The sequence below is a fragment of the Rhizobium sp. 25PS6 genome (genome assembly GCF_032464655.1).
Classification (GTDB): Bacteria; Pseudomonadota; Alphaproteobacteria; order Rhizobiales; family Rhizobiaceae; genus Rhizobium; species Rhizobium laguerreae.
The window spans coordinates 281239-306857 of sequence record NZ_JAWDIV010000005.1 but is presented as its reverse complement, the minus strand read 5'-3'; the positions used below and the strand labels follow the sequence as shown (position 1 = coordinate 306857).

22 protein-coding genes are annotated in these 25619 nt (G+C 61.2%); 11 read left to right on the top strand and 11 right to left on the bottom strand.

Translation table 11 applies throughout. From position 1 onward, the window contains the following. The 3 genes from RWK44_RS10030 to RWK44_RS10020 all read right to left on the bottom strand — a co-directional run bounded on the left by RWK44_RS10030 (position 1) and on the right by RWK44_RS10020 (position 3603). Positions 1-1023, bottom strand: a complete 1023-nt coding sequence (locus RWK44_RS10030) for a glycosyltransferase family 2 protein (protein ID WP_206116923.1) — start codon at positions 1021-1023, stop codon at positions 1-3. Then, a complete protein-coding gene (locus tag RWK44_RS10025; RefSeq protein WP_168284556.1) occupies positions 1020-2783 on the bottom strand; it encodes a GumC family protein in 1764 nt (587 codons plus the stop codon). The genes RWK44_RS10030 and RWK44_RS10025 overlap by 4 nt, the downstream gene beginning before the upstream one ends. A 118-nt stretch (positions 2784-2901) precedes the next feature. Continuing rightward, positions 2902-3603 (bottom strand): sugar transferase, encoded by a 702-nt coding sequence (locus RWK44_RS10020; protein WP_168284555.1) that lies wholly within the window; start codon positions 3601-3603, stop codon positions 2902-2904. Between the two features lie 468 nt (positions 3604-4071). On the opposite strand from RWK44_RS10020, the gene RWK44_RS10015 reads away from it, so the two are divergent. From RWK44_RS10015 to RWK44_RS09995, 5 genes are all read left to right on the top strand, one after another. Then, complete coding sequence (locus RWK44_RS10015; RefSeq protein ID WP_026265410.1) at positions 4072-4809, top strand: Crp/Fnr family transcriptional regulator; 738 nt, start codon at positions 4072-4074, stop codon at positions 4807-4809. Continuing rightward, entirely contained in the window at positions 4806-6155 is a 1350-nt protein-coding gene (locus RWK44_RS10010; protein WP_206105931.1) for a glycosyltransferase family 4 protein, read from the top strand. Before RWK44_RS10015 ends, RWK44_RS10010 begins: the two co-directional genes overlap by 4 nt. Continuing rightward, positions 6152-7396: a glycosyltransferase family 4 protein gene (locus RWK44_RS10005; protein WP_221943135.1), complete on the top strand. Its 1245-nt coding sequence runs from the start codon at positions 6152-6154 to the stop codon at positions 7394-7396. The genes RWK44_RS10010 and RWK44_RS10005 overlap by 4 nt, the downstream gene beginning before the upstream one ends. 69 nt (positions 7397-7465) lie before the next feature. Next, positions 7466-8947, top strand: coding sequence for a lipopolysaccharide biosynthesis protein (locus RWK44_RS10000; RefSeq protein ID WP_316028737.1), 1482 nt, complete (start codon positions 7466-7468; stop codon positions 8945-8947). 50 nt (positions 8948-8997) lie between these two features. Continuing rightward, entirely contained in the window at positions 8998-9825 is an 828-nt protein-coding gene (locus RWK44_RS09995) for a glycoside hydrolase family 16 protein (protein WP_316028736.1), read from the top strand. Positions 9826-9959: 134 nt separating this feature from the next. Here RWK44_RS09995 and RWK44_RS09990 read toward each other — a convergent pair whose 3' ends face one another. The 6 genes from RWK44_RS09990 to RWK44_RS09965 all read right to left on the bottom strand — a co-directional run bounded on the left by RWK44_RS09990 (position 9960) and on the right by RWK44_RS09965 (position 16021). Next, positions 9960-11033, bottom strand: coding sequence for an ABC transporter ATP-binding protein (locus RWK44_RS09990; protein ID WP_316028735.1), 1074 nt, complete (start codon positions 11031-11033; stop codon positions 9960-9962). Beyond that, positions 11030-11959, bottom strand: coding sequence for a PfkB family carbohydrate kinase (locus tag RWK44_RS09985; protein ID WP_131666172.1), 930 nt, complete (start codon positions 11957-11959; stop codon positions 11030-11032). Before RWK44_RS09985 ends, RWK44_RS09990 begins: the two co-directional genes overlap by 4 nt. After that, a complete protein-coding gene (locus RWK44_RS09980) occupies positions 11960-12982 on the bottom strand; it encodes an SIS domain-containing protein (protein WP_131666171.1) in 1023 nt (340 codons plus the stop codon). Then, a complete protein-coding gene (locus RWK44_RS09975; RefSeq protein ID WP_222011768.1) occupies positions 12979-13824 on the bottom strand; it encodes a carbohydrate ABC transporter permease in 846 nt (281 codons plus the stop codon). Before RWK44_RS09975 ends, RWK44_RS09980 begins: the two co-directional genes overlap by 4 nt. Then, positions 13824-14708: a carbohydrate ABC transporter permease gene (locus RWK44_RS09970; RefSeq protein WP_131666169.1), complete on the bottom strand. Its 885-nt coding sequence runs from the start codon at positions 14706-14708 to the stop codon at positions 13824-13826. Before RWK44_RS09970 ends, RWK44_RS09975 begins: the two co-directional genes overlap by 1 nt. A gap of 74 nt (positions 14709-14782) precedes the next feature. Next, positions 14783-16021 carry an extracellular solute-binding protein gene (locus tag RWK44_RS09965; protein ID WP_222062000.1) on the bottom strand — a complete coding sequence of 413 codons (1239 nt, stop codon included), beginning with the start codon at positions 16019-16021 and terminating at the stop codon, positions 14783-14785. Positions 16022-16244: 223 nt separating this feature from the next. Between RWK44_RS09965 and RWK44_RS09960 the strand changes: the two genes are divergently transcribed. The 5 genes from RWK44_RS09960 to RWK44_RS09940 all read left to right on the top strand — a co-directional run bounded on the left by RWK44_RS09960 (position 16245) and on the right by RWK44_RS09940 (position 22228). Then, entirely contained in the window at positions 16245-17456 is a 1212-nt protein-coding gene (locus RWK44_RS09960) for an ROK family transcriptional regulator (RefSeq protein WP_168257759.1), read from the top strand. Between the two features lie 357 nt (positions 17457-17813). Further along, entirely contained in the window at positions 17814-19169 is a 1356-nt protein-coding gene (locus tag RWK44_RS09955) for an extracellular solute-binding protein (protein ID WP_168257760.1), read from the top strand. Between the two features lie 127 nt (positions 19170-19296). After that, positions 19297-20181: a carbohydrate ABC transporter permease gene (locus RWK44_RS09950; RefSeq protein ID WP_168257761.1), complete on the top strand. Its 885-nt coding sequence runs from the start codon at positions 19297-19299 to the stop codon at positions 20179-20181. 10 nt (positions 20182-20191) lie between these two features. Then, the gene (locus tag RWK44_RS09945) at positions 20192-21106 is read left to right on the top strand and encodes an ABC transporter permease subunit (protein ID WP_222062001.1); all 915 of its coding nucleotides are present in this window, start codon (positions 20192-20194) and stop codon (positions 21104-21106) included. 12 nt (positions 21107-21118) lie between these two features. After that, the gene (locus RWK44_RS09940) at positions 21119-22228 is read left to right on the top strand and encodes a sn-glycerol-3-phosphate import ATP-binding protein UgpC (RefSeq protein ID WP_168257762.1); all 1110 of its coding nucleotides are present in this window, start codon (positions 21119-21121) and stop codon (positions 22226-22228) included. 73 nt (positions 22229-22301) lie between these two features. On the opposite strand, the gene RWK44_RS09935 is transcribed toward RWK44_RS09940, so the two are convergent. Next, positions 22302-22775, bottom strand: coding sequence for a cupin domain-containing protein (locus tag RWK44_RS09935; protein WP_131666164.1), 474 nt, complete (start codon positions 22773-22775; stop codon positions 22302-22304). Between the two features lie 132 nt (positions 22776-22907). Here RWK44_RS09935 and RWK44_RS09930 point away from each other — a divergent pair, with 132 nt between their 5' ends. After that, on the top strand, positions 22908-23450 hold the full coding sequence (locus RWK44_RS09930; protein ID WP_168257763.1) for a hypothetical protein: 543 nt from the start codon (positions 22908-22910) through the stop codon (positions 23448-23450). A gap of 4 nt (positions 23451-23454) precedes the next feature. On the opposite strand, the gene RWK44_RS09925 is transcribed toward RWK44_RS09930, so the two are convergent. Beyond that, on the bottom strand, positions 23455-25557 hold the full coding sequence (locus RWK44_RS09925) for a beta-galactosidase (protein WP_316028734.1): 2103 nt from the start codon (positions 25555-25557) through the stop codon (positions 23455-23457). Positions 25558-25619: the final 62 nt, after the last annotated feature.

Below are 25619 nucleotides of genomic sequence, written 5' to 3'. Positions count from 1 at the left end.
CTATCTCCGTTTCGTTGCGATCGACGGCGAAGGCATTTCGCGCGGCGCGTGATTGCCGAATTCCAGGATGCGGGACGGAGAGAGGCGGCCGACAAGAAGGTCGGAAAGCGCCAGAAAATTGCCGTTCAAGCGTCCCCATCGGTCGATCAGGCGGTCATTGAATAATAGACCCCGCGTATTCGCCAGGATGTTGCGGCCGATCTGTGCGACAGCACGGCTCTTCGACATCGTGCCCTTCCGGATCAGGTAGACAGGATTGGCAACCTGCGAATAGCCGAGCCTTCGGCCGGGCTGGCGCCCGGATCTGACGCCGAGATGCACGCCGCGAGCACCTTCGACACGCACGGACCTGCCGTAGCGGGCGATGGACCGGCTGAAATCGACATCTTCGAGCCAGCCGTAGAGTGGTAGCTGTTCATCGAAGGCCAGCGCGTGCTGGAGAACGGGTGAAAGGCGAACCGCCATGTTGCATCCGTAGGCGTTATAGACCTCCGTCACCTGCTCGGCCCCTTCACCGGCTGTTTCAAGAACCTGGAGGGCCTTTGGCATGCTGAGGCCGCCATCGAGGATGCCGTCGGCCAGGACTTCGCCAGTCGCGATCGCCACGTCGGGGTTTGCTGCAAAGACAGCCGCCATCCGCGACAGGAAGGTCGCGGCGGGAATGAAGTCGTCATCCAGGAAGATCAAAATATCCGTGTCGGCGGCGGCGGCCTGGATAATCCTGTTGCGCTGGGAGGTCAGGCCACGGCTGCCGACGATGACTTCCACATCAAGGCGGTCGGCGAGGCCGGCGGCGTCGTCGATCACGGGCACGCAGACGATCAGCCGCTCGGCCTGGTCCGGCAGGGCCGTGAGATAATCGACAGTCTCCTTGAGTATCGAGGGGCGGCCTGCCGAAGCAATCCCTACAGCCAGCCGCAATGGGCGGCGCGCGCGGCCCGCCATGGCTTCAGCGCCGCAAGGAACAGGCGCCGGTCCGATCGGGCTGTCCTGCCGGGTTGCTTCTGCAGAAGGTGAAGTCATGACTCTATTCTTTTCGGTGCATGGTTGATGATCGCGCCGAGGATCTCCGCGCCGACATTCCGCAGGGTCTCGATGACGTGCATGGTGTCGTCGATCGAGGTGTGCCCGTGCGAGGTGACCACGAGGACACCGTCCAGTTCCGGCGCGATCGCATTGACATCCGACGAAGCAGAGAATGCGGAAATGTCGACGAATATGGCGTCGAACTCCTTTTTCAAGTCGGCGAAGCTCAACTGCGTGCGGCGGGAACTGAGGCGAATGGCCGGCGTCACCGCTTCGACTTTGCCGAGGGGTAGGAATTTCAGCGTCGGGGTGAGGGGCAATGCCGCCGTCTGGATCAGTTCGCCATTGTCGAGAACGTCGACGAGGCCTGTGGAACTATGGGGCGCGATCGATTTGCTGAGCGACGATTTCTGCGCAGCCGCATCGATCAGCAGCGTCTGCGCTCCTGATATCGACGAGAGCACCGCAAGTTCGCATGCGATGGTCGATGCCCCGCTGCCGGGATTAACGGCGACGATTCCAATGACGACCCGACGTTTGCGCCGAAGACCAACGACCGTCGCGCTCAGCTCCGCCATGCCTGGAATAGCAGGATAGGCGGCTCCGGTGCCGCTGCTGCCGATACCGGCGGGGAAACGCGCAGAGTGACCATTGCGGGTCCTCGATGTCGCCAGCAAAGTGACAAAGGGCAGCCCACCGGCTTCCGAGATCTGATGGGGCCGGACGATCCGGCGATCGCCAGCGTGCCTTATCAAGGCGAGTGCGAAGCCGACGCCAAGACCAACCGCCGCCGCAAAGGCGATGATGAGCGTGCTGCGTGGTCTGGCTTTCGAAAGAGGCAGGGTGGCCCGAGAGACGATCGTGGCATCCGACACCGGGTAGGTGATGCGCTGCCTGGCTTCGGTCAGCTGATTCAAAGTATTTTCATAAAGGGTGCGGCGGGCGTCAGTTGCGCTCTGTAGCTCCGCAAGCTTGAACTGATCGCGCGGATTGCTCGTGAAGCTGGCCAGGGCACTGGCAGCTTCGGCCAGTCCGCGCTGCTGCTCGCTTACGAATCTGGTCAGCCATTCGCTGTATTGCCGGGACGCATTGGCCTTCATTGCGATATTCTTCTGGATATACTGCCTGGCCAGCGTGTCGGCGATGTCGACGGCCTGCTGCGGGGTCGACGCTGCAGCCGATATCTCGATGATCGTCGAACTCCCGATCCGGCGTACTCCCATCATGTTCAGCAGCGTGGCGACCGCCCGATCATGGATCCGCCCGTCCTCGATCTGCTGTTGCGGCTGTCTGTCACGCGGTCCTGCGCCTGCCGCTTCCTGCGATGCCGTATCCGGTTCGGAAGAAACCCCCATCAACCAGCTCTTTGCCCTATCCTGCAGCGAAGGCGTCTGATCGACAAAGTCAGGATCGGTATCGAGACCAAGTGCCGTTACCGTTCCACCGACGACATCGCTGGATTTGGCGATCTCCAACTGTCCCTCGATGAACGCGTCTTCCGCGAAAGCCCTCTGTGCTTCGGAGCCGCCGACCTGGGGGACGATCACAAGTTGCGTGTTGGCAACGAACGTCGGTTCGGCGGTCAGCACGTAGCTCCCTGCCATTACGAGGAAAGCGAAAGTCGTCGCCGCAATCCACAGCCAGCGCATTCTGAGAAAGAAGAGCATATCCCGCAAGGTGAGCGGCGAATTCCCGCCGGTGGCTGCGGCAGGCAGGGATATCGGAGAAACACCGCTGAAGATCGTGCTTGAGGTCATGTCGTCCTAATCCAAAATGGCGAGCTCACGGAGTAACCAGGTAATGGCAGCTTGGAGGGACGGGGAAGTAGCGTGTCTTCCGACTCCAGGCATGATTGCCGGCTCTCCCCATGAATGCTCAATACGAGCCGCGCTGCGAAAACAGAGCGGGAATGGTCTTGGCAATGATGATGAAGTCCCGGCCGAGCGACCAGTTGTTGAGATAGTGAACGTCGAGGGAAACCCGGTACTCGTAACTGACATCATTGCGCCCGCTGGTCTGCCAGTGACCGGTCAGGCCCGGGCGGACGGCCATGTAGGCCCATATATGCTCGCCGTAGCGCGGCAATTCCTCGGCCGTGATCGGCCGGGGGCCGACAAGGCTCATGTCGCCACGCACGATATTGATCAGCTGGGGAAGCTCGTCGATGCTCGACCGCCTGAGGATATCACCGACGGTCGTGATCCTCGGATCGTCCTTCAGCTTGCGTGTCTCTTCCCATTCGCTTCGCGCAGCCGGGTTGTTTTGCAGCAATTCGGCAAGCTGAGCACTCGCATCGGTCTTCATCGTGCGAAACTTGAGGCATCCGAACGGCGCTCCGCCGACGCCGATGCGCGTATGGGAATAGAAGACCGGGCCGCGGTCGCTCATCTTCACGATCATTGCGACGATCAACAGAAGCGGGGAAAGCAGGATCAGCGCCGTGACTGCGATGACAAAGTCTAGCGCGCGCTTCGACGATCTGCCTGCCGCACGAGGCCGGGACGAATGGAGATCGCCGCCTTTCGCGGTCCGTCCGACACGCGACCAAGCCTCGAAACTATGTGCTTCCCATGTCATCGGTGGTCTCCAAAACATTCCGATTAAGAACCGTTCAAAGTTTGCTGCGCCGCACTCTGGTTGTCTGTTACCAAGGTCATAATCCTTAACAAATTCTTTATGCTACTAACGGGCAATCGAGGATTCGGACTACACCTTGATGGCCTTCTTTTCATTTAAAACGATAATCTAATCTAATTCGTGGTGATTATCAGCTGACGCTTGTTTATCAGTTTTGATGTCATCACTTTGATTATTGCCGTTTTTTATTCAGTAAGCCGTTTTAATAGGCAGAGATCTTCGATCGCGTGGCGGCTTTTTGGCTTCTTTGGGATTTTTTGTCCTTTTTATGGTGTATATTTTGTTTTGAAGTTAAATATATACTTTATCTTTACGTCATATCTCCGTGATGTTATTTGACTCTCATATTAAGACAATATAAATGATGCAGTGCAGCATTGCCTATGGTTATCGAGTGGAGTTATGCGCATGGATGGGGCGACACACGCATCAGATCGCAGGGCCGGCATCGGCAAGGCGGCGATATCAGCTAACGGCGGCATTCATCTGAACAGCCGCATCGTCATCGACGACGAATTCCTTTCCTGCCGGTCGAGCGTCCGGCGTTTCCGGCGCGGCGAGATCATCGCCGGGGCCGGCGTCCTCGTCGATACGTTCGCGCGCGTTCATTCGGGGGTGGTCAGCGCAAGCACGATGCTGCCCGACGGCCGGGAATTCATCGTCGAGATCATTCCGAAATCCGGCCTCATCGGCGAGCTCGAGGTTCTGCGCAGGCAGACGTTGAGCCTCGAATACCGTGCCGGTTCCGCCTGCGAGCTGCATTTCTTCGAAGGCCGGCTGCTGCGTGACATGTACGCCAGCGATCCCTGCTTTCGCGAAAAAGTCTTCTCCAGGGCGCTGGCGCGCATTTCAGAGCTCGAACTCCGGATCATTGCGAATGCGGCGTCGAGCCTGCAATCGAGGCTGGCCAGCACGCTGCTGCGGCTCTCCACTGTTTATGGAAAAGATCCGGCAAACAGCGGCGACGAACTGATCATCTCGCAAAATGATCTGGCCGCGACGCTGCCGGCGTCCCGCGAGAAGGTCAATCAATGCCTGCGGCGCCTGCGGGAAGGCAAGATCATCGACGGGGGCCAGGGCAAGATCCGCATCCTCAACCGCAAGGCGCTGGAGGCCTGTGCCAACGGCGCAGTTTCGGTGAAGTGATGCGCCCGTCGCTTCCCGAGGTCCTTCGATCCGCCGCAAGCGTCGGCCGGTTTCCCAGCCCCGGCACGACAAAGATCGATCGCGTGGTCATCATCGACGATTATTCGGTGGCCAGAGGCGGTGCGACGGCGCTGGCGGTGCTGTCCGCCAAGCTTTTTCGGGGCCTCGACATCCCCGTGACCTATATTTGCGGGGATGACGCCGCCAATGCGGAGCTCGTCGCACTCGGGGTCTTAATGGTCGGGCTGAACAGCCGCGACCTGCTCAGTGCCGAGCGTGCGAAGGCTTTCGTGACCGGCATTCACAATGGCGCCGCCGTCCGCATGGTCGCGAACTGGATTGCCGCAAACGACACCGCCAACACCGTCTATCATGTGCATGGCTGGCACCAGATCCTGTCTCCGGCGATTTTCAGGGCGTTGATGCCGGTCGCCAGACGATGCGTGGTGCACGCGCATGATTTCTTCACCGCCTGCCCCAACGGCGCCTTCTTCGACTATCAGGCGCAGGAAGTCTGCCTTCGACGCCCGCTCGGCGGAGGCTGCATTGCGACGGCCTGCGACAAGAGAAGTTATTCGCACAAATTATGGCGGGTTGCCCGCGGCTCCAATATCCTCCGGCGGCTGAAGGATCAGGCCGATTTCGGCCGGATCATCCTGTTGCACGAGAAGATGGCAAGCTTCCTCGTCGGCGCCGGATATCGGCCCGAACGACTGACGACGATCCGCAATCCCGTCGCTCCGCTCTCCATCAAACGCATCGAGGCGGAGGCCAACGAGGAGTTCGTCTTCATCGGGCGGCTGGACGAAGAGAAGGGCATAGAGGACGCCGTGGCCGCCACACGCAAAGCCGGCGTCAGGCTCTGCGTGATCGGGGACGGGCCGCTGATGCCGCTGGTTGCGGCTTCGGGAGATCACGTCAGGGCCGTCGGCTGGCAGTCGCATGCGGAGATCGGCCCGACCATCCGCAAGGCGCGTGCACTGTTGATGCCGTCTCGCTATCCCGAGCCATTCGGCCTCGTCGCTATCGAAGCGGCCAGGAGCGGGCTACCGGTCATCATGTCGCACAGCGCCTTTCTTGCCGAGGAAATGCAAAGAGCCGGCATGGCGATCGCCTGCGATACGGCTGACGAAAGCGCCTTTGCCGATACTTTGAAGCGATTTAGCCAAATGCCGAGGCACGAGGTCCGCGCCATGAGCGAGCGGGCTTTCCTGAAGTCGCCGGATCTTGCGTCGACTCACGAGGAATGGCGCGACGCGCTTCTTTGCGAATACCACAGCCTGATTTCGACGAATGCGGTTCCCGACCTGACAGACGGTGTGGCGATACAAGGAGTATTGAGTTGACCCTTAAGGCAACAACCTCTCTTCCCGACGCGAGGCCATTTCTCGGCGATGCGCCAGTTATGGCGAAAAGACGTGTCACTGATGCCGGAAGCGCGAGCGATACCAAGCAGCTTCGTGTCGCCATCGTGCATTATTGGCTCGTTTCGATGCGCGGTGGCGAGAAGGTCGTCGAAGAGCTGTGCCGCATGTTTCCGCAGGCCGACATCTTCACCCTCGTCTGCAACCGGGATCGCATCAGCGATTTTCTGAAGACGCGGAACATCCGCACATCCTTCCTGCAGAAGATCCCCGGTGCAAAACGGCATTATACCAAGATGTTGCCGCTGATGCCTTTCGCGCTCGAGCAGTTCGATCTGCAGGATTACGATCTCGTGCTGTCGAGCGAATCCGGACCCGCCAAGGGCATCATCACGCGCGCCGACGCCCTGCATGTCTGCTACTGCCATTCGCCGATGCGCTACATCTGGGATCAGTTCCATGTCTACCGCCATGGTCTGCCCTGGGTGGGTCGCGCCTTGATGTCGATCACCGCACCCATGCTGCGCGCCTGGGACGTGACGACCTCCTCGCGGGTCGATGTGTTCGTTGCCAATTCCGATTATGTCGCAAGCCGTATCCGCCGCTTCTACGACCGGGAATCCATCGTCATCCATCCGCCGGTTGCGACCGACGATTTTGCGGTGGGGAAGGGGAAAGGCGAATTCTATCTCTATGCGGGACAGCTGACCACGTACAAGCGGCCGGACATCGCCGTTCGCGCCTGTACCGAGGCCGGCCGAAAGCTGGTCGTGATCGGCGAGGGAGAACAACTGGCCTATCTGAAGTCGATTGCCGGACCGACCGTGCAGTTTCTCGGCCATCAGCCCTTCAACGTTCTGCGCGACCATCTGTCGCGATGCCGCGCCCTGTTGTTTCCGGGCACGGAGGATTTCGGCATCCTGCCGGTGGAAGCCATGGCATCCGGGCGGCCGGTCCTGGCTTTCGATGCCGGCGGCGCCAGGGAAACCGTTTGCTCGCCGCAGGTCGGCTTTCGCTTTGCTGAGCAGACCACGGAAGCTCTATTGGAAACAATGGCGGCGTTCGAAGAGGTGGAGGACGATATCGATCCGCATGCCATCCGCGCGCACTCGCTGAAATTTTCTTCCGCCGTGTTCCGCGACCGCCTCTCCCGCCTGATCGAGCAGCAACTGACCGACCATGGCGACCGATCCGCCGAGGTCTTCAGAAGACGGGCGGGCTGAGGGCAAGGAACGGAGCTGCCTGTCTTGCCGCTGCGACCGAAACCGTCGACGAGGAATAGAAAATAGATCATGTCAAGCGTATCTCAGAGGACGGCGACGGCAAGTATCTGGACTATCAGCGGAAAGTTCCTGGCGCGACTGCTCGATTTCGTCAGCCTCCTGATCCTCGCAAGGCTTTTGAGCCCGGCGGATTTCGGCCTTGTCGCCATCGCGACCTCGGTTCTAGTCATCGTCGAGACAATCCTGGATCTGCCGCTGACGCAGGCCCTGATGCGCCAGCCGTCGCCTTCGGACGATATGTTTGCTACCGCCCTTACCCTCAGCCTTCTTCGAGGCGTGGCCATCAGCGTGCTGATGATGACCATCTCCTGGCCGATGGCTCTGATCTATGACGATCCCCGGCTTTTCTCCCTTGTCGCCGTGCTCTCGATTGCGCCTGCCATGCGCAGCGTGATCAGCCCGCGCATGGTTCTGTTCATGCAGCAGTTCGATTTCAAACGCGAATTCGCACTCGATCTTATTACCAAGGGGTCGACACTGCTGTTCGGTGTCGGGGTGGCGGTCGCGACCGGCAGCTATTGGGGACTGGCGATCGGCGCGGTTGCGGGCCCGACCGCCGCGGCGATCACCTCCTATATCTTCGCGCCGATGCGACCGAGATTCAGCCTTTCCGAGTGGAAGCACTTTCAGGACATGATCAGCTGGAACACCGTCTCGCAGGTGCTGAGTTCGATCAACTGGCAACTGGACCGGCTACTTTTGCCGCGCTTCACGGGCCTGTCGACTTTCGGCGCCTTCAGCGTCGCCGACAATATCGCCGCTATTCCATACCAGACCTTCGTCGGGCCATTGTTGCGTCCGCTGATGGCGGCATTTTCGACCGTCGATGACCGTCGTAATCTGATCGCTGCCTATCTGAAGGCGACGAACGCGATCACCTTCGTGGCAGCGCCCATCCTCATCGCGCTCGCCTTGCTTGCTGAGCCGGCCGTGCGGATCATCGTCGGCGAGAAATGGGCATCCGCCGCGCCGATTCTGCAGTGGCTGTGCATCGGCAGTCTGCTCGGTCTTCCGACGAACATGATGCCGCCATTGGCTATGGTGCTCAACAAAACCCGTTATCTCGCTCTCCGGATGTTTGCCGAGTTCGCCGTCAGGGTTCCGGTCACCATCCTGGGCATTGTCTATTTTCAAGTGGCAGGAGCACTGGGCGCACGGATCGTGGCGGTGCTTGTTGCCTATGCCGCATCGCTGATCATCACGCGGCGGCTGATCGGCGCGACGTTTGCCGCTCAGTTGCACGCCTTTTTAAGGCCTCTGGCCGCGAGCTTGCCGATGATTGCTTTCCTGCTGTGGATGGAGCCGATGCTCGCCGCCATGCCTGTCGGCCTCAACCTGATCGTCAGCCTGGCGCTTTGCGGCGGGGCGGCAGTGGCGATCTTCTGGGTCTTCGCGCTGCTCGTGTGGCAGATTGTCGGAAGGCCTGACGGCATCGAGACCATCGTCGTCCAAAGGCTCATGCCGCGACGAAACGGAGTTCTCATTTCATGATCGAGACAAGTGCAGCCCAACGATTGATTTGGCGTTTTCGGAGGAGCAGAATGCGTTACGGGATATCTTCTAAGGCTCTGGGTTTGCTGATCGTTCTTGGTCTGGGCGCGTTACCCAGCCAACCCAGCGTGGCTCAGGAACCACTCAATATCGATGCGTACCGGCTGACGTTCGAGGAGAGTTTCGACAGTCTCGACGTCTCGGCCTGGGGAGAAAAAAGCTCCCGCTGGATCGCTCATACGCCCTGGAACGGCGATTTCGGTGACGCCCGTTTCACAGATCCGGCCCCCGGCTTTCCGTTTACCACCGATCAGGGAATTTTGAAGATCGAAGCGCGCAAGGAGGCCGATGGAACCTGGCGCTCGGGCCTGCTGTCGTCGGTCAACCCGAAAGGCGAAGGATTCTCGCAGCAGTTCGGCTATTTCGAAGCAAGGATGAAGCTGCCGCCGGGCAAGGGCGTCTGGCCGGCCTTCTGGCTCATCGGGCTCGACCGGTCGAAATACACCGCAGAGATCGACGTCCTGGAATATTATGGACGCGCGCCCTACGAATTCAGCATGGGCTTTCATATCTGGCGTCAGAGCCAAGGCGGCCAGAACACGACCGGCGGCCATTGGCAAAAGGTCCAGGACGGCATTTTGAACAGCGACTATCACACCTACGGCGTCGATATCCAAGCCGACAAGACGAGCTTCTACTTCGACCGTCAGTTCATCTGGAGCTTCGATACGCCGAAGGAATTCTACATGCCGTTCTATCCGCTGGTGAACCTGGCACTCGGCTCGGGTTGGCCGATCGATGAAACGCCGAATCCTTCCATTCTACTCGTCGACTATATTCACGTGTACCAGCGGAAGCCTACTGACGCAGCGAATTGAACAACTGACGGGAATAGCCGTTCCATCGCTAAAGCGCGTCGCGGTCTTTCAGATTCGCTCCTCGCGCTTTAGGTCCTTGTTTTTACGCATGTCGTTGTCGCCAAATCCGCAGCACACTTTTGCCGCGACATGCTCTAGCAGCCGCAGCTGAGACCGGTTTCCGGGTCGAAGAGATGCATTGCCTCCTCGTCGAAAAAGAGGGTGAGCTTTTCGTTGTCGCGGATCGGCGTGCGTGGCGGCAGGCAGGCCATCAGGCGCTGATTTCCCGCAAGGGCGGTGACGACGAGTTCCGGGCCGGTCAGCTCTGCGACCTCAAGGGTTGCCTCGATCGACGGGCCGGCGCCGTCCGTGCGAAGCGCCTCGGGGCGAATGCCGAGGATAAGCTCGCGGCCGTTTCCGACCGTCTCGCGGAAAAGGGCGGGTAGGGGCAGGCTGGCATCGGCGCCGGAAAGCGCCAGGCGACCGTCTCGCGCGCTCGCCTTCAGCAGGTTCATCGGCGGCGCGCCGACGAAGGTCGCGACATAGAGCGTTGCCGGATGGTTGTAGATCTCCTCCGGCGTGCCCAGCTGCTCGATGCGGCCGTCGCGCATCACGGCGATGCGGCTTGCCAGCGTCATCGCCTCGATCTGGTCATGGGTGACATAGACGACCGTGGTCTTCAACATCTGATGCAGCCGCTTGATCTCGGTGCGCATCTCCATGCGCAGCTTGGCGTCAAGGTTGGAGAGCGGCTCGTCGAAGAGGAATACCTCCGGCTTGCGCACCAGCGCGCGGCCGATCGCGACCCGCTGGCGCTGGCCGCCGGAAAGCTGACTCGGCTTGCGGTCGAGGAGGTTTTCGATCTGCAGGAGCTTTGCGGCATCACGCACGGCCTTGTCGCGCTCGGGTGCTGCCACCTTGCGCATTTCCAGGCCGAAACCGATGTTCCGGTGCACCGTCAGATTGGGATAGAGCGCGTAGGATTGAAAGACCATGGCGATGTCACGGTCCTTCGGATGCACGCCGAGCACCGAGCGGCCGCCGATCCTGACATCGCCGCTCGTCGCCTCGGCAAGGCCAGCGATGATGTTCAGCAGCGTGGACTTGCCGCAACCGGAGGAGCCGAGCAGCACCAGGAACTCCCCGCTTTCCAACGAGATGTCGATGCCCTTCAGCGTCTCGACGTCGCCATAGGTCTTGCGGATGTTTTGAATTTCGAGCGCGCTCATCGCAAGGGCTCCTGAAGAGATGTCGTGCCGCCATAGTTGCGGGGAAGAGTGGAGATGGCGCGCGAGGCAACCTCGGTTCCCGCCGTCAGGCAGGAAACCAGCGGCTCACCGCTTGCGAGCGCGGCGAGAAAGGCGGCGTTGAAGACATCGCCGGCGCCGATCGTATCGACGACGTCGACAACGGGCGCTGCCACCGAAACCAAACTGCCGTCCGGCCCAATCGCGAGAGCGCCGTCCGGGCCGCGTTTGACGACAACGATCGCACCCGCCGGCATAGGCGATTTGATGTGACGCGCGGCCTCGATCGGATCGGCGATGCCGGCAAGCGTCGTCGATTCGACCTCGTTCAGCAGCGCGACACCGCTGCGGGAGAGCCAGGCGCGTGTCGCTGCGCAATTCTCGTCGGTCCAGCCGTCGAGTGGCCAGCCGGTATCGAGCGCGACGGTAATGCCATGGCTGTCGGCCCAGTCGAAGAACTTGCCGTATTCTTCTGTCAGATCGTCGGTCAGGAACGAGCCGCAGAGAAGCGCGTAGCCGCCCTGCAGTCTTGCGCCCTCAATGACGGCGAAAACGTCTGCCAGGCTGAAACGCGGCAGGTGGCCCCTCGTCGTGAAAAAGGTGCGCTCGCCGTCCGGATGGGTGATGCCGACGGAGAGCGTCGTTTTCTCAGGACGTACCGGCCACTTGTCGGAACGGTGGCCGAAGGCTTCGCTCAGCCAGCGGCCGAACTGGTCACTGCCGATATTGGCGGCGATCTCGAATTCGACGCCGAGCGCTTGCCAGGCGAGCGCGCTGTTGCCGGCGGCTCCGCCAACGCGCAACTCGTCATGGTCGACGATGATTTCCGTCCCGGCCTTCGGCCAGGGGGCGGCCGGGCCAAGGATCAGATCGACGTTGACGTTGCCGATGACTGCAAGCGGCCGCATTCATTCGCTCCGGGTGATTTTGGTGGATCGAACCGGCGTTCCGGCATTCTCCACGCGGGCATCGGCAAAGGCGATCATCAGCCGCTGGGCGACCGGCAGCATGGCGAAGATCGCGGCAAGACCGGTTGCAGGCGCAAAGCGGATCGTCACCGCGCCGGCGACCGGCGCTTCGCCCGAGGCGTCGAACAGGATGACCGGGGCGCCGGTCTCGATGGCGGATGTCGCCATTGCCGTCACCAGGCCAGCTGTCTCGTCCAAGCCGCGGAACAGCACGACGCCGATTTCCGGCCCCAACATCTCCATGGGCCCATGGCGCAGCTGGCCGCCTTCGAGCGAGAAGCAGGGACGGCGCGACAGCTCGGTCAATCCGAGCGCGAGCGCCTCGGCGATACCCTGCAGCCGGCGGCCTGACGTGACAATGGTCGCGACGTTTTCGAGCGCCGAGAGAGCGGCGGCGATGTCATGATCTTCCGGCGCCTTGAGGGCGGCAAGTGCGGTGTCAGGATCTTCGCCGAGGGCGGAAAGGATTGCCAGATGCAGGGCGAAGGTCACCGTCAGGCTGCGGGTCGCGGCGAAGGCAAGCTCTGTGCCGCCGGCACCGACCAGCGACGGGGCGGTTCTTGCGAGGAAGGAATTGCCTTCGAGTGTCAGGCCGAAAGTCTCCTCCGTGCCGCCGGTCTCGCTGAACCAACGCACGACCTCGGCGCTTTCGCCGGATTGCGACGTGACGAAGATCGTCCGGCCGATGATCGGCAGCGGCTGGCCGAGCTGTTCGGACAGCGGCGAGGCGACGGCATCGATGCCGAGCGCGCGGTAGAGCGGCTCGACGGCGCGGTTGACGGCATGCGAACCGCCCATGCCGATGAGCAGCAGCCTGCCGGTCTTTTTCAGCGAAGAGGCGGCCCTGACGGCCATCGGCTGGGCCGCTTCATAGGAGGCGATCGCATCGGCATGCTGGCGCGCCATTTCGCGATCGATCGCGGCAAGTCCGGCCGGCCGGGTTCTTTCTTCTGTCATGTTCATCCCTTGACGCCGCCGCTGGTGAGCCCCGAAATAAGGGCCCGTTGCATGACGAGACCGATCAGCACTGGGGGCAGGGCGGCGAGTACGCCTGCCGTCGCGATCAGTCCGTAGTCGGAAACGCGGCCGCCGGCGAGATCGGCAATGGCCACGGTCAGCGTCTTGGCGCGCTGGTCCGAGGTGAAGAGCAGCGCATAGAAGAATTCATCCCAAGCCAGCAGGAATGCAAAGAGGCTGGATGTCGCGACCACCGGCGCGGCGAGCGGCAGCGTGATGATCCTCAGCGTCTGGAACAGGCCGGCACCGTCGATCATCGCGGCGGATTCGATCTCACGTGGAATGGAATCGAAGCCCGACTTCATCAGCCAGGTGGTGAAGGGGGCGAGAATCGTCAAATAGACGAGGGCGAGTCCGAAGACGTTGTTCAGCATGCCGAGATTGGAAAGGCCCATGTAAAGCGGCACGGCGAGCGCCACCGGCGGCAGCATGTAGGTGGCGATCACCATCGACAACGACCATCCCACAGAAGGCGTACGTGACACGGCCCAGCCGGCTGGAATGGCGAGCGCGATGGCGGCGATCGTCGCCATGCCGGCCACCTCTATACTGTTGCGCAGCGATGCGGTGAAGGCGCCGCCGGCGCTGTTTTCGAGTGTCGAGAGCAGCACGCCGTATCGCGAGAAATCCGCCGTCTGCGGCCACCAGCGCAGCGGCTTTGCCGCAAGGTCGGCGGCCGGTGAGATGCTCATGATGAACAGCCACAGGATCGGCGCCAGGATGACGGCGGCAAGCAGCAGCGCGCAGACATATATGAAGGCGGAAAAGAGCGGGCTCTGGCGTTCCATCAGGCAGCGCTCCCGGCCGTCTTGCGCACCAGAGCGGCATAGCCGGCAGCAAGCAGCGTCACCAGCAGCGTGACGATCAATGCCAGCGAGGCGCCGGAGCCCGCCCGCTGGAACGAGAAGGCTTCCTGATAGACCAGGATCGACAGCGTGCGCGTACTGTTGGCCGGGCCGCCGCGGGTCATGACCCAGATGATGTCGAACACCTTGAAGGCCTCGATCGTGCGCAGCACCAGGGCCACCATCAATGGACCGGCGAGATAGGGCAGGATGACGAAGCGGAAGCGGGCGAAAGCGCCGGCGCCGTCGACCAGCGAGGCGGCGGTGATGTCGCGCGGCACGGCCTGGAGTGCGGCCAACGCGATCAGCGCCACCAGCGGGAAATTCTTCCAGCAGTCGGCGACGATCAGGGCTGCCAGCGCCGTGCCCGGCTCGCCGAGCCAGGAGCGGTAGGCCTCCAGCAGGCCGAGCTGCGTGAAGGCGGCATTCAGCGCGCCATATTCCGGATTGTAGATCAGCCGCCAGAGCGTGGCGTTGACGACGGTCGGCAGCGCCCAGGGCAGGATCATCAGGGCGCGAAGCGCGGTGCGGCCGCGAAACTGCTGGTTCAGCAGCAGGGCTGCCAGAACGCCGATCACCATTTCGGCGGCGACCGAGACGATCGCGAACCATGCGGTGGTAACAAGCGTGCGCTGGAAATTCGAGCCGGAGATCATCTTCGCGTAATTGTCGATGCCGACGAAGTTTCCTTCCGTGCCGACCAGCTTGGCATCGGTGAAGGAGAGGCCGACGGTGTCGATCAGAGGCCAGCCAATGACTGAAATCATGACCACGAGAAGCGGCAGCATCAAAAGCCACGCGCGGGTTGTCAGCCAAGTGCCCGACATCGAGGCGACCCTTCTTCATTATAGGTTTTGGAGACCGGGCGACGGCAGGCGCCGCCCGGGGTTTCATGCGTTGCTCAGAGGCCGCTATTGTCGGCTGCCGACTTCAGCGCGTCCTCGGGCGAGGCCTGGCCAAGCAGCGCTTCCTGGATCGCCTGCTGCAGCGCCGTCGAAAGCTCCTGATATTTCGGCGTCGTCGGGCGCGGATACATGGCGGCAAGGCCGACCTTGGCAGCCGAGATCAGCTCTTCCTGGCCCTTGGTGACGGCCGGATCCTCATAGGAGGACGCCCAGATCGGCAGGCTGAGCTTGGCATAGGCATTCTGCGTTGCCTGCGAGGTCATGAAGGTGATGTATTTCCAGGCCTCATCAGGATGCTGGCTGGCCGAGGTGATGCCGAGACCCATCGAGCCGTTGACGGCAGAAGCCTCGCTCTTGCCTGTAATACCCGGCGCCGGCACGACGCCGACCTTGCCTGCGACCTTGCTGTCCTTCGGATTGTTGGCCATGTTGTACATGTAGGTCCAGTTCAGCGCGAAGGCGGCATCGCCGTTTTCGAAGACCTTGCGGACGTCCTCTTCGAGGAATTCCTTGGAGTTCGGATTGGTGAGGCCGGAGGAATAGCTGGAAACCATGTATTTCAGCGCATCGAGGCCGCCGCCGGTCTGGAAGGCCGGCTTGCCGTCCTTCAGGAAATCGCCGCCATAGGCGCTGACGAGCGTGGTGTAGTCGCAGATCGCGGCTTCGGCCTGCGACCAGCTCCAGGCGATCGGCGTGGCGAGCAGGCCCTTGTCCTTGATCGTCTTTGCCTGCTCGGTCAGTTCGTCCCAGGTCTTGGGTGGCGCCTTGATGCCGGCCTTTTCGAGGATTTCCTTGTTATAGAACAGGTATTTGGTGTCGAGGATCCACGGCATGCCGTAATATTTGCCGTCATATTGCACGGTGGTCCAGGCACCCGGCAGCACGCCCTTTTTCATCTCGTCGGTGACGCGCGAGGAGACGTCGACAAGAACCTTATTGGTGGCGTATTCGGCCGGCCAGATAACGTCGAAGAGGACGACGTCATAACCGCCGCCGGAACCCTGCGCCAGCACCGTCTTGTCGTGCAGGCCTTCATAGGGGACGAATTCGAGATTGACCTTGATGTCGGGGTTCGCCTTGGCGAAGGCGTCGGTCATAGCGCGCACATCGGCCTCGCTATAGGCAGCTTGCGCCATGAAAAGCGCGTTCAGCGTTGTTTCGGCGAAAGCGTGCGGCGCAAGGGACACGCCGATCAAGGCCGCACCCAGAAGCGTCTTGTTAAAGGAATTCAGCATTGCAGCCTCCAGTTTTTGACATTTACGCATTGCCGAGGGCGGTCCTCCGCCATCGGTGTTCGAGAGGGCACGCGCGGAAAGCGTGCCGGTTCGTCGTCTCGGAGCGTCGTCGGAGCCGTTGCCCGCCTCCTGCGTTCCCTGGAACTCTCCGGTTCCTCATTAAGTCAAGTGTCTTGACTTATTACTTCTTCAACATTCTATTGGAGTCAAGAGGGAATTGCACATGAATGACAGCCGCCCGATCCGGGCCAAGAGCGGCACCAATCACGAAGGCACCAGCGCGCATAACCGGCGCGTCATGATCGATGCCCTGAGGATCAACGGCGCGCTTTCACGCGCCGATCTGGCACGGGCGACGCGGCTGACCAAGCAGACGGTGTCGAATATCATCGAGGAACTCGAGCGCGACGGTCTCGTCAGTTCGCAAGAGGCGGTGAGGAGGGGCAGGGGGCAGCCGTCGACACCCTATCGTCTCGTGCCCGAAGGCGCCTTTGCAATCGGCCTGCAGATCGACCGGCATGTGACGCGGGCGGTCGCCGTCGATCTCGTCGGCAGCGTTCTCGTGCGAGATGAGGCCGGACTACCACCCGGAGGTCCGTCGAACGGGACGAAGGTCATCCTCGATCTCGTCGCCGGCGTGCGGTCAAAACTTGCCGGGATCGTCCAGCAGTCGGAAAAGCGGCTGGTCGGCCTCGGCGCCGCCATGCCCGGGCCTTTCGGGGTTGCCGGCAGCGGCGACGATCCGTGGATGATGGAGGCCTGGCAGAAATTTCCGTTGTTGGAAACGCTGACCGCCGGCACCGGGCTCGATGTCGGCCTGCAGAACGATGCGGCGGCGGCAGCGACCGCCGAGCGTATGGTGGGAGCCGCCCACGGCATCGACCATGCCGTCTGCCTCTTCGTCGGCTATGGCATCGGCGCCGGCCTTATTCTGAATGGCGAGCTCTACCGCGGCACCAACGGCAATGCCGGCGAGATCGGCATGGCGCTGCTGTTTGCCGACGGCAAATCGACGCCGCTCGAACATCGCGCCTCGCTCGCCTCGCTCTATCAGCATCTGTCGATAGATCCCGCCGATCCTCATCTCCACGCACGCATCAACGACCTTGCCTTAAGAGGCGACCAAAGCATCCATGCCTGGGTCGAGGCGGCCGCAGTGGATCTGCGCTGGAGCATCCATCTCCTTGAGACGCTTTTCGATCCGCAGACGGTGATCCTCTGCGGCAGCGCGCCGGAGGCGCTGGTGAACAGGTTGATTGCGGCAATCGGCCCGTTGCTGCCCTCGATCGCCGAACATCGCGGCCGGACGCTGCCGCGCCTGCAGCCCGGCATGGCCGATCCCTGGTCGGTGGCGCTTGGTGCTGCCGCCGGACCGATCAGCCGTGCATTCGATCCGCGTTTTGCGGCGATCCTGAAGGATTCCCTTCAATCCTGAGGCCTAAACTCTCAGGTTGCACACAAGTGCAACGGCCAAAATGTCAGCGTTTTGCAAGTTTCGTTGCATCGGAGCAGGCGAATAACTTCGCTCCGCCGTAATATAAATTAATATCAATCCTCCCCTAAGAATCCATTGTTTCGAATATAGGTGTAATTTATTAACCGACTTCGGAAGCAATCGACGAAATTTCTATAAATATTTCCTCGAGGTCGGCGAATAACGATTGTATGAAGGTTTTATGACGACTGGATTTCGATCATTTAATGTCATGTAATCTTCATTGGAAGACGCAATTTGAACCAGCTAATAGGGCGTGCGCTGAAAGTGCGCGTCCCTTTTACGTTCGAGGTTCTCATGCAAGCCAAGCTTCTCGGCGCCGTCGGCGCCCTTCTCGCTACAGCGTTTCTTGCTGGTCCCGCTGCCGCCGCCGATAAGACCAAGATTGACTTCTGGTTCGGCAATTCCGGTGACATCGCAAAGCGTGTCCAGGAGCAGTGCGATCGCTTCAACCAATCGCAGGCCGACTACGAAGTCGTCTGCACCAGCCAGGGCAGCTACGACGCGTCCCTGCAGAATACCATCGCTGCCTTCCGCGCCGGCAAGCAGCCGACCATCGCCCAGGTCTCCGACGCCGGCACCCTCGACATCATGCTCTCCGGCGCCTACTACCCGGCCAACAAGCTGATGACCGACATGGGCTACACCGTCGACTGGAAGGACTACTTCTCCGGTATCTCCGGCTACTACGCGACATCCAAGGGCGAGATGTACTCCTTCCCCTTCAATTCCTCGACCGCTCTGCTCTACTGGAACAAGGACGCCTTCGCCAAGATCGGCAAGGATCATGCTCCGGCGACCTGGAAGGAAGCAGGCGAGGACCTCAAGGCTCTGAAGGATGCAGGCTATGCTTGCCCGCTCGGCTTCGACATCTCCAACAACGAAGTCTGGCAGTACATCGAGCAGTTCGAAGCCGTCAACGGCGAAGCGATCGCCACGAAAAAGAACGGCTTTGAAGGTCTCGACGCCGAGCTGGTGTTCAACAAGAACCCGCTTCTCGTCAGCTACGTCAAGGATCTCAAGTCCTGGTACGACAACAAGCTTGCCGTCATCAAGAACAAGGCTGTCGGCCAGACCTTCGTCGAAGCCTTTGCCGCTGGCGATTGCCAGGTCATCCTGACCTCGGTCGGCGACCACGGCAACGTTGGCCGCACCGCCAAGCAAGGCATGAACTGGGACGTTGCCATGCTCCCGACCTACGGCGATGCAACCCGGCACAGCTCTTATGTCGGCGGCGCTTCGCTCTGGGTTCTGAAGGGTCATTCCGACGCCGAATACAAGGCTGCCGGTGCCTTTTTCAACTTCATCGCAAAGCCGGAAGAAGCTCTCACCTGGTCGACCGTTACCGGCTACATCCCAGTTCGTAACTCCGGCTTCGAATATCTGAAGAAGCAGGGCTTCTACGACAAGGCTCCTTATGCCGGCCGCGAACTCGCTATTCAGAGCCTGACCGCATCGCCCGCTGACGATGCGGCTCCGCACGGCATCCGCCTTGGTGGCCTGCTGCAGGTCCGCACCGAAATCGCCAATGGTCTCCAGGCAATCTTCGTCAACAATGCCGATGTCCAAGCTTCGCTCGACAGCGCTGCCGAACGCGGCAATACTCTGTTGCGTCGCTTCCAGCAGACCTACAAGAACGTTCAGCTCCCCTGATCGCTTGATATGAGCCGCACCCGGTCCGCGTTCGCGCGCCGGGTGCGTCTTTGTAAGTTCTTCAGTCGGCCGCGGATGCGAACTCGCCGCCCGCGCCTAAACCAAACCAGGCCGAAAACGACCACCCATGGAAAAGCGTGTCACTTTCTCGTCGACGACGATCGGACTGCTCTTTGCATTTCCGATGCTGTTGCTGATTTTCGTCTTTTTCTACTGGCCGAGTGCGCAGGCGCTCTATTGGGCGTTCACGCTCGAGCAGCCATGGGGCGGCGGTAATGCCTGGGTGGGTTTCGACAATTTCAGACAGCTGCTCACCGATCCGATCTATTGGGACTCGATCACCCGCAGCATGATCTTCGGCTTCAGCTCGACGGCCATTGCCATGGGGCTGGCCCTCATCCTGGCGCTTTTGACGGATCGTGAACTGCGCGGCCACAAAGTCTACCGGTCGGTCTTCATCTGGCCTTACGCAATTGCCGCTCCCGCTCTCGGCCTCGCCTTCCGCTTCATCCTGGCGCCGGAGGCCGGCCTTCTGTCTGTTATCAACCACGTCTGGCCCGGCCTCTGGAATCCCGCGCTCGACGGCAAGGACGCGATGATCGCCGTCATCGTCGCCTTCTCCTGGAAATATATCGGCTACAATTTCATCTTCTTCCTCTCGGCGCTGCAAGGCATTCCGCGCTCGCTGATTGAGGCCGCCGCAATGGACGGTTCGGGGCCGATGCGCCGGATCTGGGATATCCAGCTGCCCCTGCTGACACCGACGCTGTTCTTCCTGCTCGTCATCAACATCACCGAGAGTTTCCAGGATTCCTTCGGTATCGTCGACGTTATGACGCAGGGCGGCCCGGCGCGCGCCACCGAACTCATGGTCTACAAGATCTATTTCGACGGCTTCAGAGGCCTCGACTATTCGGGCGCCGCAGCGCAGTCCATCATCCTGATGGTGCTCGTTGTCCTGCTCACCGTCTTCCAGTTCCGCTTCATCGAGCGGCGCGTGCACTACAAGTGAGGTTGCGGACATGATCGAACGCACGCCGATATTCAACTTCATCTGCTATAGCCTTCTCGCGCTCGGCATGGTGATCGCGCTTCTGCCTTTCGCCATTGTCATCATCGCCTCGACGCTTGATCTGGAGACGGTCAATCGCGTGCCGCTGCCGCTGGTTCCAGGCTCGCATTTCTGGGAAAACGCTGAGACAGCCTGGGTTCGCGCCGATCTCGGCAACAAGCTGTTCCACAGCATCATCTTCGCCGCAACCGTCGGCGCCGGCAAGGTCATGCTGTCTTCGATGGCAGCCTTCTCGATCGTCTACTTCCGCTTCCGCGGCCGGTATGTGATTTTCTGGATCATCTTCATCACGTTGATGCTGCCGCTGGAAGTCCGCATCGTGCCGACCTATTCGATTGCGGCCAACGCGCTGCAGCCTTTCCAGACGATCCTAGACGTTACCGGCATAAGCTGGCTCGTTGCGCTGATCACCGGCGTCCAGATCAAGCTCGAATGGGGCCTGCTGAATTCCTATCCCGGTCTCGTTCTGCCGCTGGTCGCAACCGCGACCGGCACCTTCCTCTACCGGCAGTTCTACCTGACGGTTCCCGACGAGCTGGCCGAGGCCTCGAAGATGGACGGATCGGGCCCGGTCCGGTTCTTCTGGGACATTCTGCTGCCGCTCTCGCGGCCAAATATGATCGCGCTCTTCACCATCATGTTCGTCTGGGCCTGGAACCAGTATCTCTGGCCGCTGCTGATCACCACCGATCCGAATTTCGGCATCGCCGTGACGCAGCTCAAGACCCTCATCCCGTCCGAATTCGGCCTGCCCGACTGGAACGTCGCCATGGCCGGAACCCTGATCATCATGTCGCCGCCATTGATCCTCGTCATTCTGATGCAGCGCTGGTTCGTACGCGGCCTTATCTCCACCGAGAAGTGAAGGAGTACTCCCTTGGCACCGATCTCCATTCGTGGCGTGAAGAAAAACTACGGCAAAACCCCCGTCGTTCACGGCGTCGATCTCGACATCCAGTCGGGCGAGTTCATCGTCATTCTCGGGCCATCCGGCTGCGGCAAGTCCACGCTGCTGCGCATGATCGCCGGTCTCGAGGAAATCACCGGCGGTGAAATCGCTATTGACGGGCGCGTCGTCAACCAGTTGGAGCCGCGCGAGCGCGGCTGCGCCATGGTGTTCCAGAACTATGCGCTTTATCCGCATATGAGCGTTGCCGAGAATATCGGCTACGCATTGAAGGTGGCCGGCGTCTCGAAGGCGGAGCGTCAGCGGCGCATTGGCGAGGTCGCCAAGGCGCTCAGCCTCGAACCCTTCCTCGAACGCCGGCCCGCCGCTCTTTCCGGCGGTCAGCGCCAGCGCGTCGCCATGGGCCGCGCGATGATCCGCGAACCGAAGGTGTTTCTCTTCGACGAGCCGTTGTCGAACCTCGACGCCAAGCTGCGTATCGCCATGCGCGCCGAAATCCGCCGTCTGCACCGCCGCCTCGGCGCCACTTCGATCTTCGTCACGCATGACCAGACCGAGGCGATGACGCTGGCCGACCGGCTGGTGGTGATGAACGGCGGCAGGGTGGAGCAGGTCGGCACGCCGGAAGAGGTCTATCATCATCCGGTTTCGCGCTTCGTCGCGGGCTTCGTCGGCACGCCGGCGATGAACCTGCTCGAGGGCACGATCAATGACGAAGGCGTCTTCGTCTACGATCAAAGCCGCAAGGTCGCGCTGCCGCGCGAGCGCGCCGCGCCGCTGAAAGGCAAACGTGTCGTGCTCGGCATGCGCGCCGAAGCGGCCCGGCTGGTGGCCCCGGATGCGCCCGGAGCCCTCACCGCAACGGCCGATTTCATCGAAGAGCTCGGCGCAAGCCGCATCGTCCACGCCGATTTCGATGGGCTGCCCTTTGCCGTGGCGCTGACCGAAGCGGTGAAGGTTAAGTCGGGCGACCCGATCGGCATCGCGATCGATTACGACCAGATCCACCTCTATGCCGCCGATACCGGCCGGATCATCGAGAACCCGGTTACAGCAGGTGCAGGTGCCGTTCACGCCTAAAGCAGTCTTCGATGGGCCTTGCAGAGCGTTCGGCGGCTGAGGGTGTCAGCCGCTTGCTCGAAGGCGAATTGCTCTAACGGTGGATCGGGTCGATCCACGGGACGTCTTCCGGCTTTTCGACTGGCTCGATGTCGAGATTGACGACGACCGGTTCCTGGCCTGAGCGGACGAGAACGCATTCCAGCGTCTCGTCCCGGCTGGCGTTGATCTCTTGATGCGGCACATAGGGCGGAACATAGATGAAGTCGCCTGGGCCGGCCTCGGCGGTATATTCCAAATGCTCGCCCCAGCGCATGCGGGCCTTGCCCTTGACCACGTAGATGATGCTTTCGAGATCGCCGTGGTGATGGGCGCCGGTCTTGGCGTTGGCATGGATCGTCACCGTGCCGGCCCAGATCTTTTCGGCACCGGCGCGCGCATTGTTGATCGCGGTCGCGCGATTCATGCCCGGCGTCTGTGCGGTGTTCGGATCGAGCGAATTGCCGGGAATGACCTTGACGCCATGTTCCCGCCAGTCGACATGATGATGCTCGTGGTCGTCGCCCATGCCTTGCCTCCACTTTCGATTTCGTCAGTCTAAGCGGGAGCCGGGCGGTGGCCAAGCGGATTTGCCGTTGCGCAGCCACACGACATCTCCGCACCGATAGCTTCTGTGTGCCTAAGGAAAGAACGGATCCCGATGAGCCATGTCCCGCAGATCGACTACGACAGTGCTTCGGAAGAGGTTCGTGCGGCGCATGACGAAGAAGTCAGGCTACGCGGGCGCATGACCAACATGAAGCGGACGCTGCTGCATTCGCCGGCCGCCCACCGCATCTATGCCGAGTGGTTCACGCTGCGGGCCGAGCTCGATCCTGCCGTCAGCGACCGGGCGATCTGGATCTTCTCGCATGCGATCTCGAAGGCGGCGAAATCGAAGATCGCTATCACCTTCTTTCGCCGGGCGCTGATCAACAAGGGTTTCAATCCCGATGCGCTGGAGTTTTCCGACGAGGAAGCGCTGCTCGACGCCTTCGGCAAGGCGATCGTCGCCGATTCCAATGCTGTTCCCGCCGAACTCTGGGCAAAGCTGAAAGAGCGCTACGAGACCAAGGTGCTCGTCGATCTCGTCGCCTTTGCCGGCATCATGCTGGCCACCGCCGTCTTCAACAATGTCGTCGAGGTCGACTTCGACCCCGAGCTTGAAGCCTTTGCCGAAGGCGCCAGTTCATCCGCATCCTGAAATTTCAGCTATCGAGCGGCAGGATCAGCACATCGCGCGGCGGCACCTCGATGCCACTATTGCCGATATGGTCGATCGGCCAGACTGCCTGGCTTTGCGCAAGGGCTCCTTCGGCTAGCGTCAGCTCGGTCTTCTGCGCCGTTCTCGTCGGATTGACGAGCCAGAGGAAGCTACCCTTTTCCCCCTTGTGGATACGGGCGAAGAGTGCGGCATTCGACAGCGTCACGTGGCGCTTCTTCCCGCTCCATCTCAATAGCTCAGCGAAGAAAGCGCCATTCGCCTTCCCCTGCGTGCGGTAATAGGCAACGGAAGGATTGGTGCCGATGAGCAGCGTGCGGCCCTTTCCATAGGCATTTTCGACGACGGCAAGACGGCCGTCGGTGAAGTGGCCGCGTCCCGTTCCGCCGGCCAGCCGATAAGACTGCAGGAAGCCGCCGCCGTCGACGGCGGCGCCGTCGAGATCGAAATGGATGCGGTCGCCGATATCGGGCATGAACTCGACCTCTTCCTCTCGCGCGCCAAAAACCTCGTCGAGGCCCATGTTCGGCTGAACGGTGCCGACATGGCCGCGATCGCCGAAATAGCCTGGGCATGCTTCGGCAATCAGCGTGCCGCCATTTTCGACCCAGGCTTTCAGGCGTTTCGCCTGCTCTGATGTGAACATGATCGGATAGGGGAAATAGAGGAAATCATAGGCCGCGATATCGTCGATATGCACCCAGTCCGGCTGCACGCCGTTTTCGAGGAAGGCTCGATAAGCGCCCCACATGGCTTCGGGATAGGGTTTCTCCTTGCGGTCGTGGTTCAGGAGGTAATCGAACTCCTGCGTTTCGCGAACGACAAGGATGCCGACCTCGCCGCGCAAGGGCTTTGCCTCCCAGAGGGGAGCTTGCGCCTTGTCATTTGCCCATTTCGCCATGGCGCTTGCCATGTCGGAGCGCGGCGTGCGCGAGCCGTCCATGCCGTAGGAGCCGAAAGCGCCGAAGAGCGGGCCATCGAGCAGCGGGCGCCAGCGCAGATTGATCACGCCGCTGGCGCCGCCGGCAAGCGAGGTCATGCTCCAGAGGCGGATATCCTCGGGAGCGACGACGCGGCCATCCTCCCTGTCGCGGCCGATCACCTGCGGCTGCAGCCAGAGCGGGCCGCCCTGGCGTTCGGCATGCCAGAACGGCTTGCCGCGGGCGGCGGCGCGGTTGATGTCGACGCCATACCAGTTTTTCCAGGCTTCCGACCCCTTGCGAGCCTGGATCCAGGTGAAGCCGTAGACCTCGACCTTGGAGGCGGCGAGCCAGTCGTCGCAGCCATTGGCCGCCATGTTGGGAATTGCGCCCGATATGCCGTGGGCAACGATGGTGTTCTTCTGGTCGACGGCGCGGATCGTGTCGATGCGCCACTGCATCTGGTCGTAGAAATTGTCGCGCTTGAACTGCAGCCAGTCGATGCATTCGGGGTACGGCGCCATGTGCACCGGCGGCTCGATATCGTCCCATTCGGCATAGCTGTAGCGGTACCAGGCTTTCGCCAGGACCTTCAGGCTGCCGTATTTCTTCTCCAGCCATTTGCGAAAGGCTGATTTGGCATAGGGGCTGTAATCGACATCGGCGGAATAGTTGCACTCGTTCCAGACGTCATAGCCATAGATCGCCGGATGATCCTTGTAGCGGGTGGCGAGCGCGGTCAGGAATTTTCCCGCCGCTTCCTTCACTTCGGGGCAGTTCAGCGTCAGGGCGCCGGCGCCGCCGCCATTGTTGGAGAAGCCGCCAGTTGCCGACGACACGCCCATATAGGAACCGAGTTTGGTGCCGTCGGCATTGACCTGCAATGCATGAGCATATTTGCGCACCGCCCAGTCCGGCACGGCATGGATCAACTCGGCGATAACGGTCTTGATGCCGTTTGCGGCGGCAAGATCCATCTGGCGGTCATAGTCCTCCCAATCGTAGACGCCGGGGGCGGTTTCGATCGCGCTCCACATGAACCAGTGGCGGAAGATGTTGAGGCCGTCTTGCCCGGCGGTGGCGTAGTCGCGTTCCCAATCTTCGCGGGGCGGGTTGGACTTGCGGAAATAGACGGCGCCGTAGGGCAGCTGGATATCTTTGTTGAGCATTTTCCTGTCCTTCTCTATCGATGACCGGACATGGCTTCGCCGTCCGGAAAGAAGGCTCCGGC

Coding starts and splice junctions, on each gene's coding strand:
- RWK44_RS10030 (WP_206116923.1), bottom strand. CDS start 1,023: ATGACTTCACCTTCTGCAGAAGCAACCCGGCAGGACAGCCCGATCGGA.
- RWK44_RS10025 (WP_168284556.1), bottom strand. CDS start 2,783: ATGACCTCAAGCACGATCTTCAGCGGTGTTTCTCCGATATCCCTGCCT.
- RWK44_RS10020 (WP_168284555.1), bottom strand. CDS start 3,603: ATGACATGGGAAGCACATAGTTTCGAGGCTTGGTCGCGTGTCGGACGG.
- RWK44_RS10015 (WP_026265410.1), top strand. CDS start 4,072: ATGGATGGGGCGACACACGCATCAGATCGCAGGGCCGGCATCGGCAAG.
- RWK44_RS10000 (WP_316028737.1), top strand. CDS start 7,466: ATGTCAAGCGTATCTCAGAGGACGGCGACGGCAAGTATCTGGACTATC.
- RWK44_RS09995 (WP_316028736.1), top strand. CDS start 8,998: ATGCGTTACGGGATATCTTCTAAGGCTCTGGGTTTGCTGATCGTTCTT.
- RWK44_RS09990 (WP_316028735.1), bottom strand. CDS start 11,033: ATGAGCGCGCTCGAAATTCAAAACATCCGCAAGACCTATGGCGACGTC.
- RWK44_RS09985 (WP_131666172.1), bottom strand. CDS start 11,959: ATGCGGCCGCTTGCAGTCATCGGCAACGTCAACGTCGATCTGATCCTT.
- RWK44_RS09980 (WP_131666171.1), bottom strand. CDS start 12,982: ATGAACATGACAGAAGAAAGAACCCGGCCGGCCGGACTTGCCGCGATC.
- RWK44_RS09975 (WP_222011768.1), bottom strand. CDS start 13,824: ATGGAACGCCAGAGCCCGCTCTTTTCCGCCTTCATATATGTCTGCGCG.
- RWK44_RS09970 (WP_131666169.1), bottom strand. CDS start 14,708: ATGTCGGGCACTTGGCTGACAACCCGCGCGTGGCTTTTGATGCTGCCG.
- RWK44_RS09965 (WP_222062000.1), bottom strand. CDS start 16,021: ATGCTGAATTCCTTTAACAAGACGCTTCTGGGTGCGGCCTTGATCGGC.
- RWK44_RS09960 (WP_168257759.1), top strand. CDS start 16,245: ATGAATGACAGCCGCCCGATCCGGGCCAAGAGCGGCACCAATCACGAA.
- RWK44_RS09955 (WP_168257760.1), top strand. CDS start 17,814: ATGCAAGCCAAGCTTCTCGGCGCCGTCGGCGCCCTTCTCGCTACAGCG.
- RWK44_RS09950 (WP_168257761.1), top strand. CDS start 19,297: ATGGAAAAGCGTGTCACTTTCTCGTCGACGACGATCGGACTGCTCTTT.
- RWK44_RS09945 (WP_222062001.1), top strand. CDS start 20,192: ATGATCGAACGCACGCCGATATTCAACTTCATCTGCTATAGCCTTCTC.
- RWK44_RS09935 (WP_131666164.1), bottom strand. CDS start 22,775: ATGGGCGACGACCACGAGCATCATCATGTCGACTGGCGGGAACATGGC.
- RWK44_RS09930 (WP_168257763.1), top strand. CDS start 22,908: ATGAGCCATGTCCCGCAGATCGACTACGACAGTGCTTCGGAAGAGGTT.
- RWK44_RS09925 (WP_316028734.1), bottom strand. CDS start 25,557: ATGCTCAACAAAGATATCCAGCTGCCCTACGGCGCCGTCTATTTCCGC.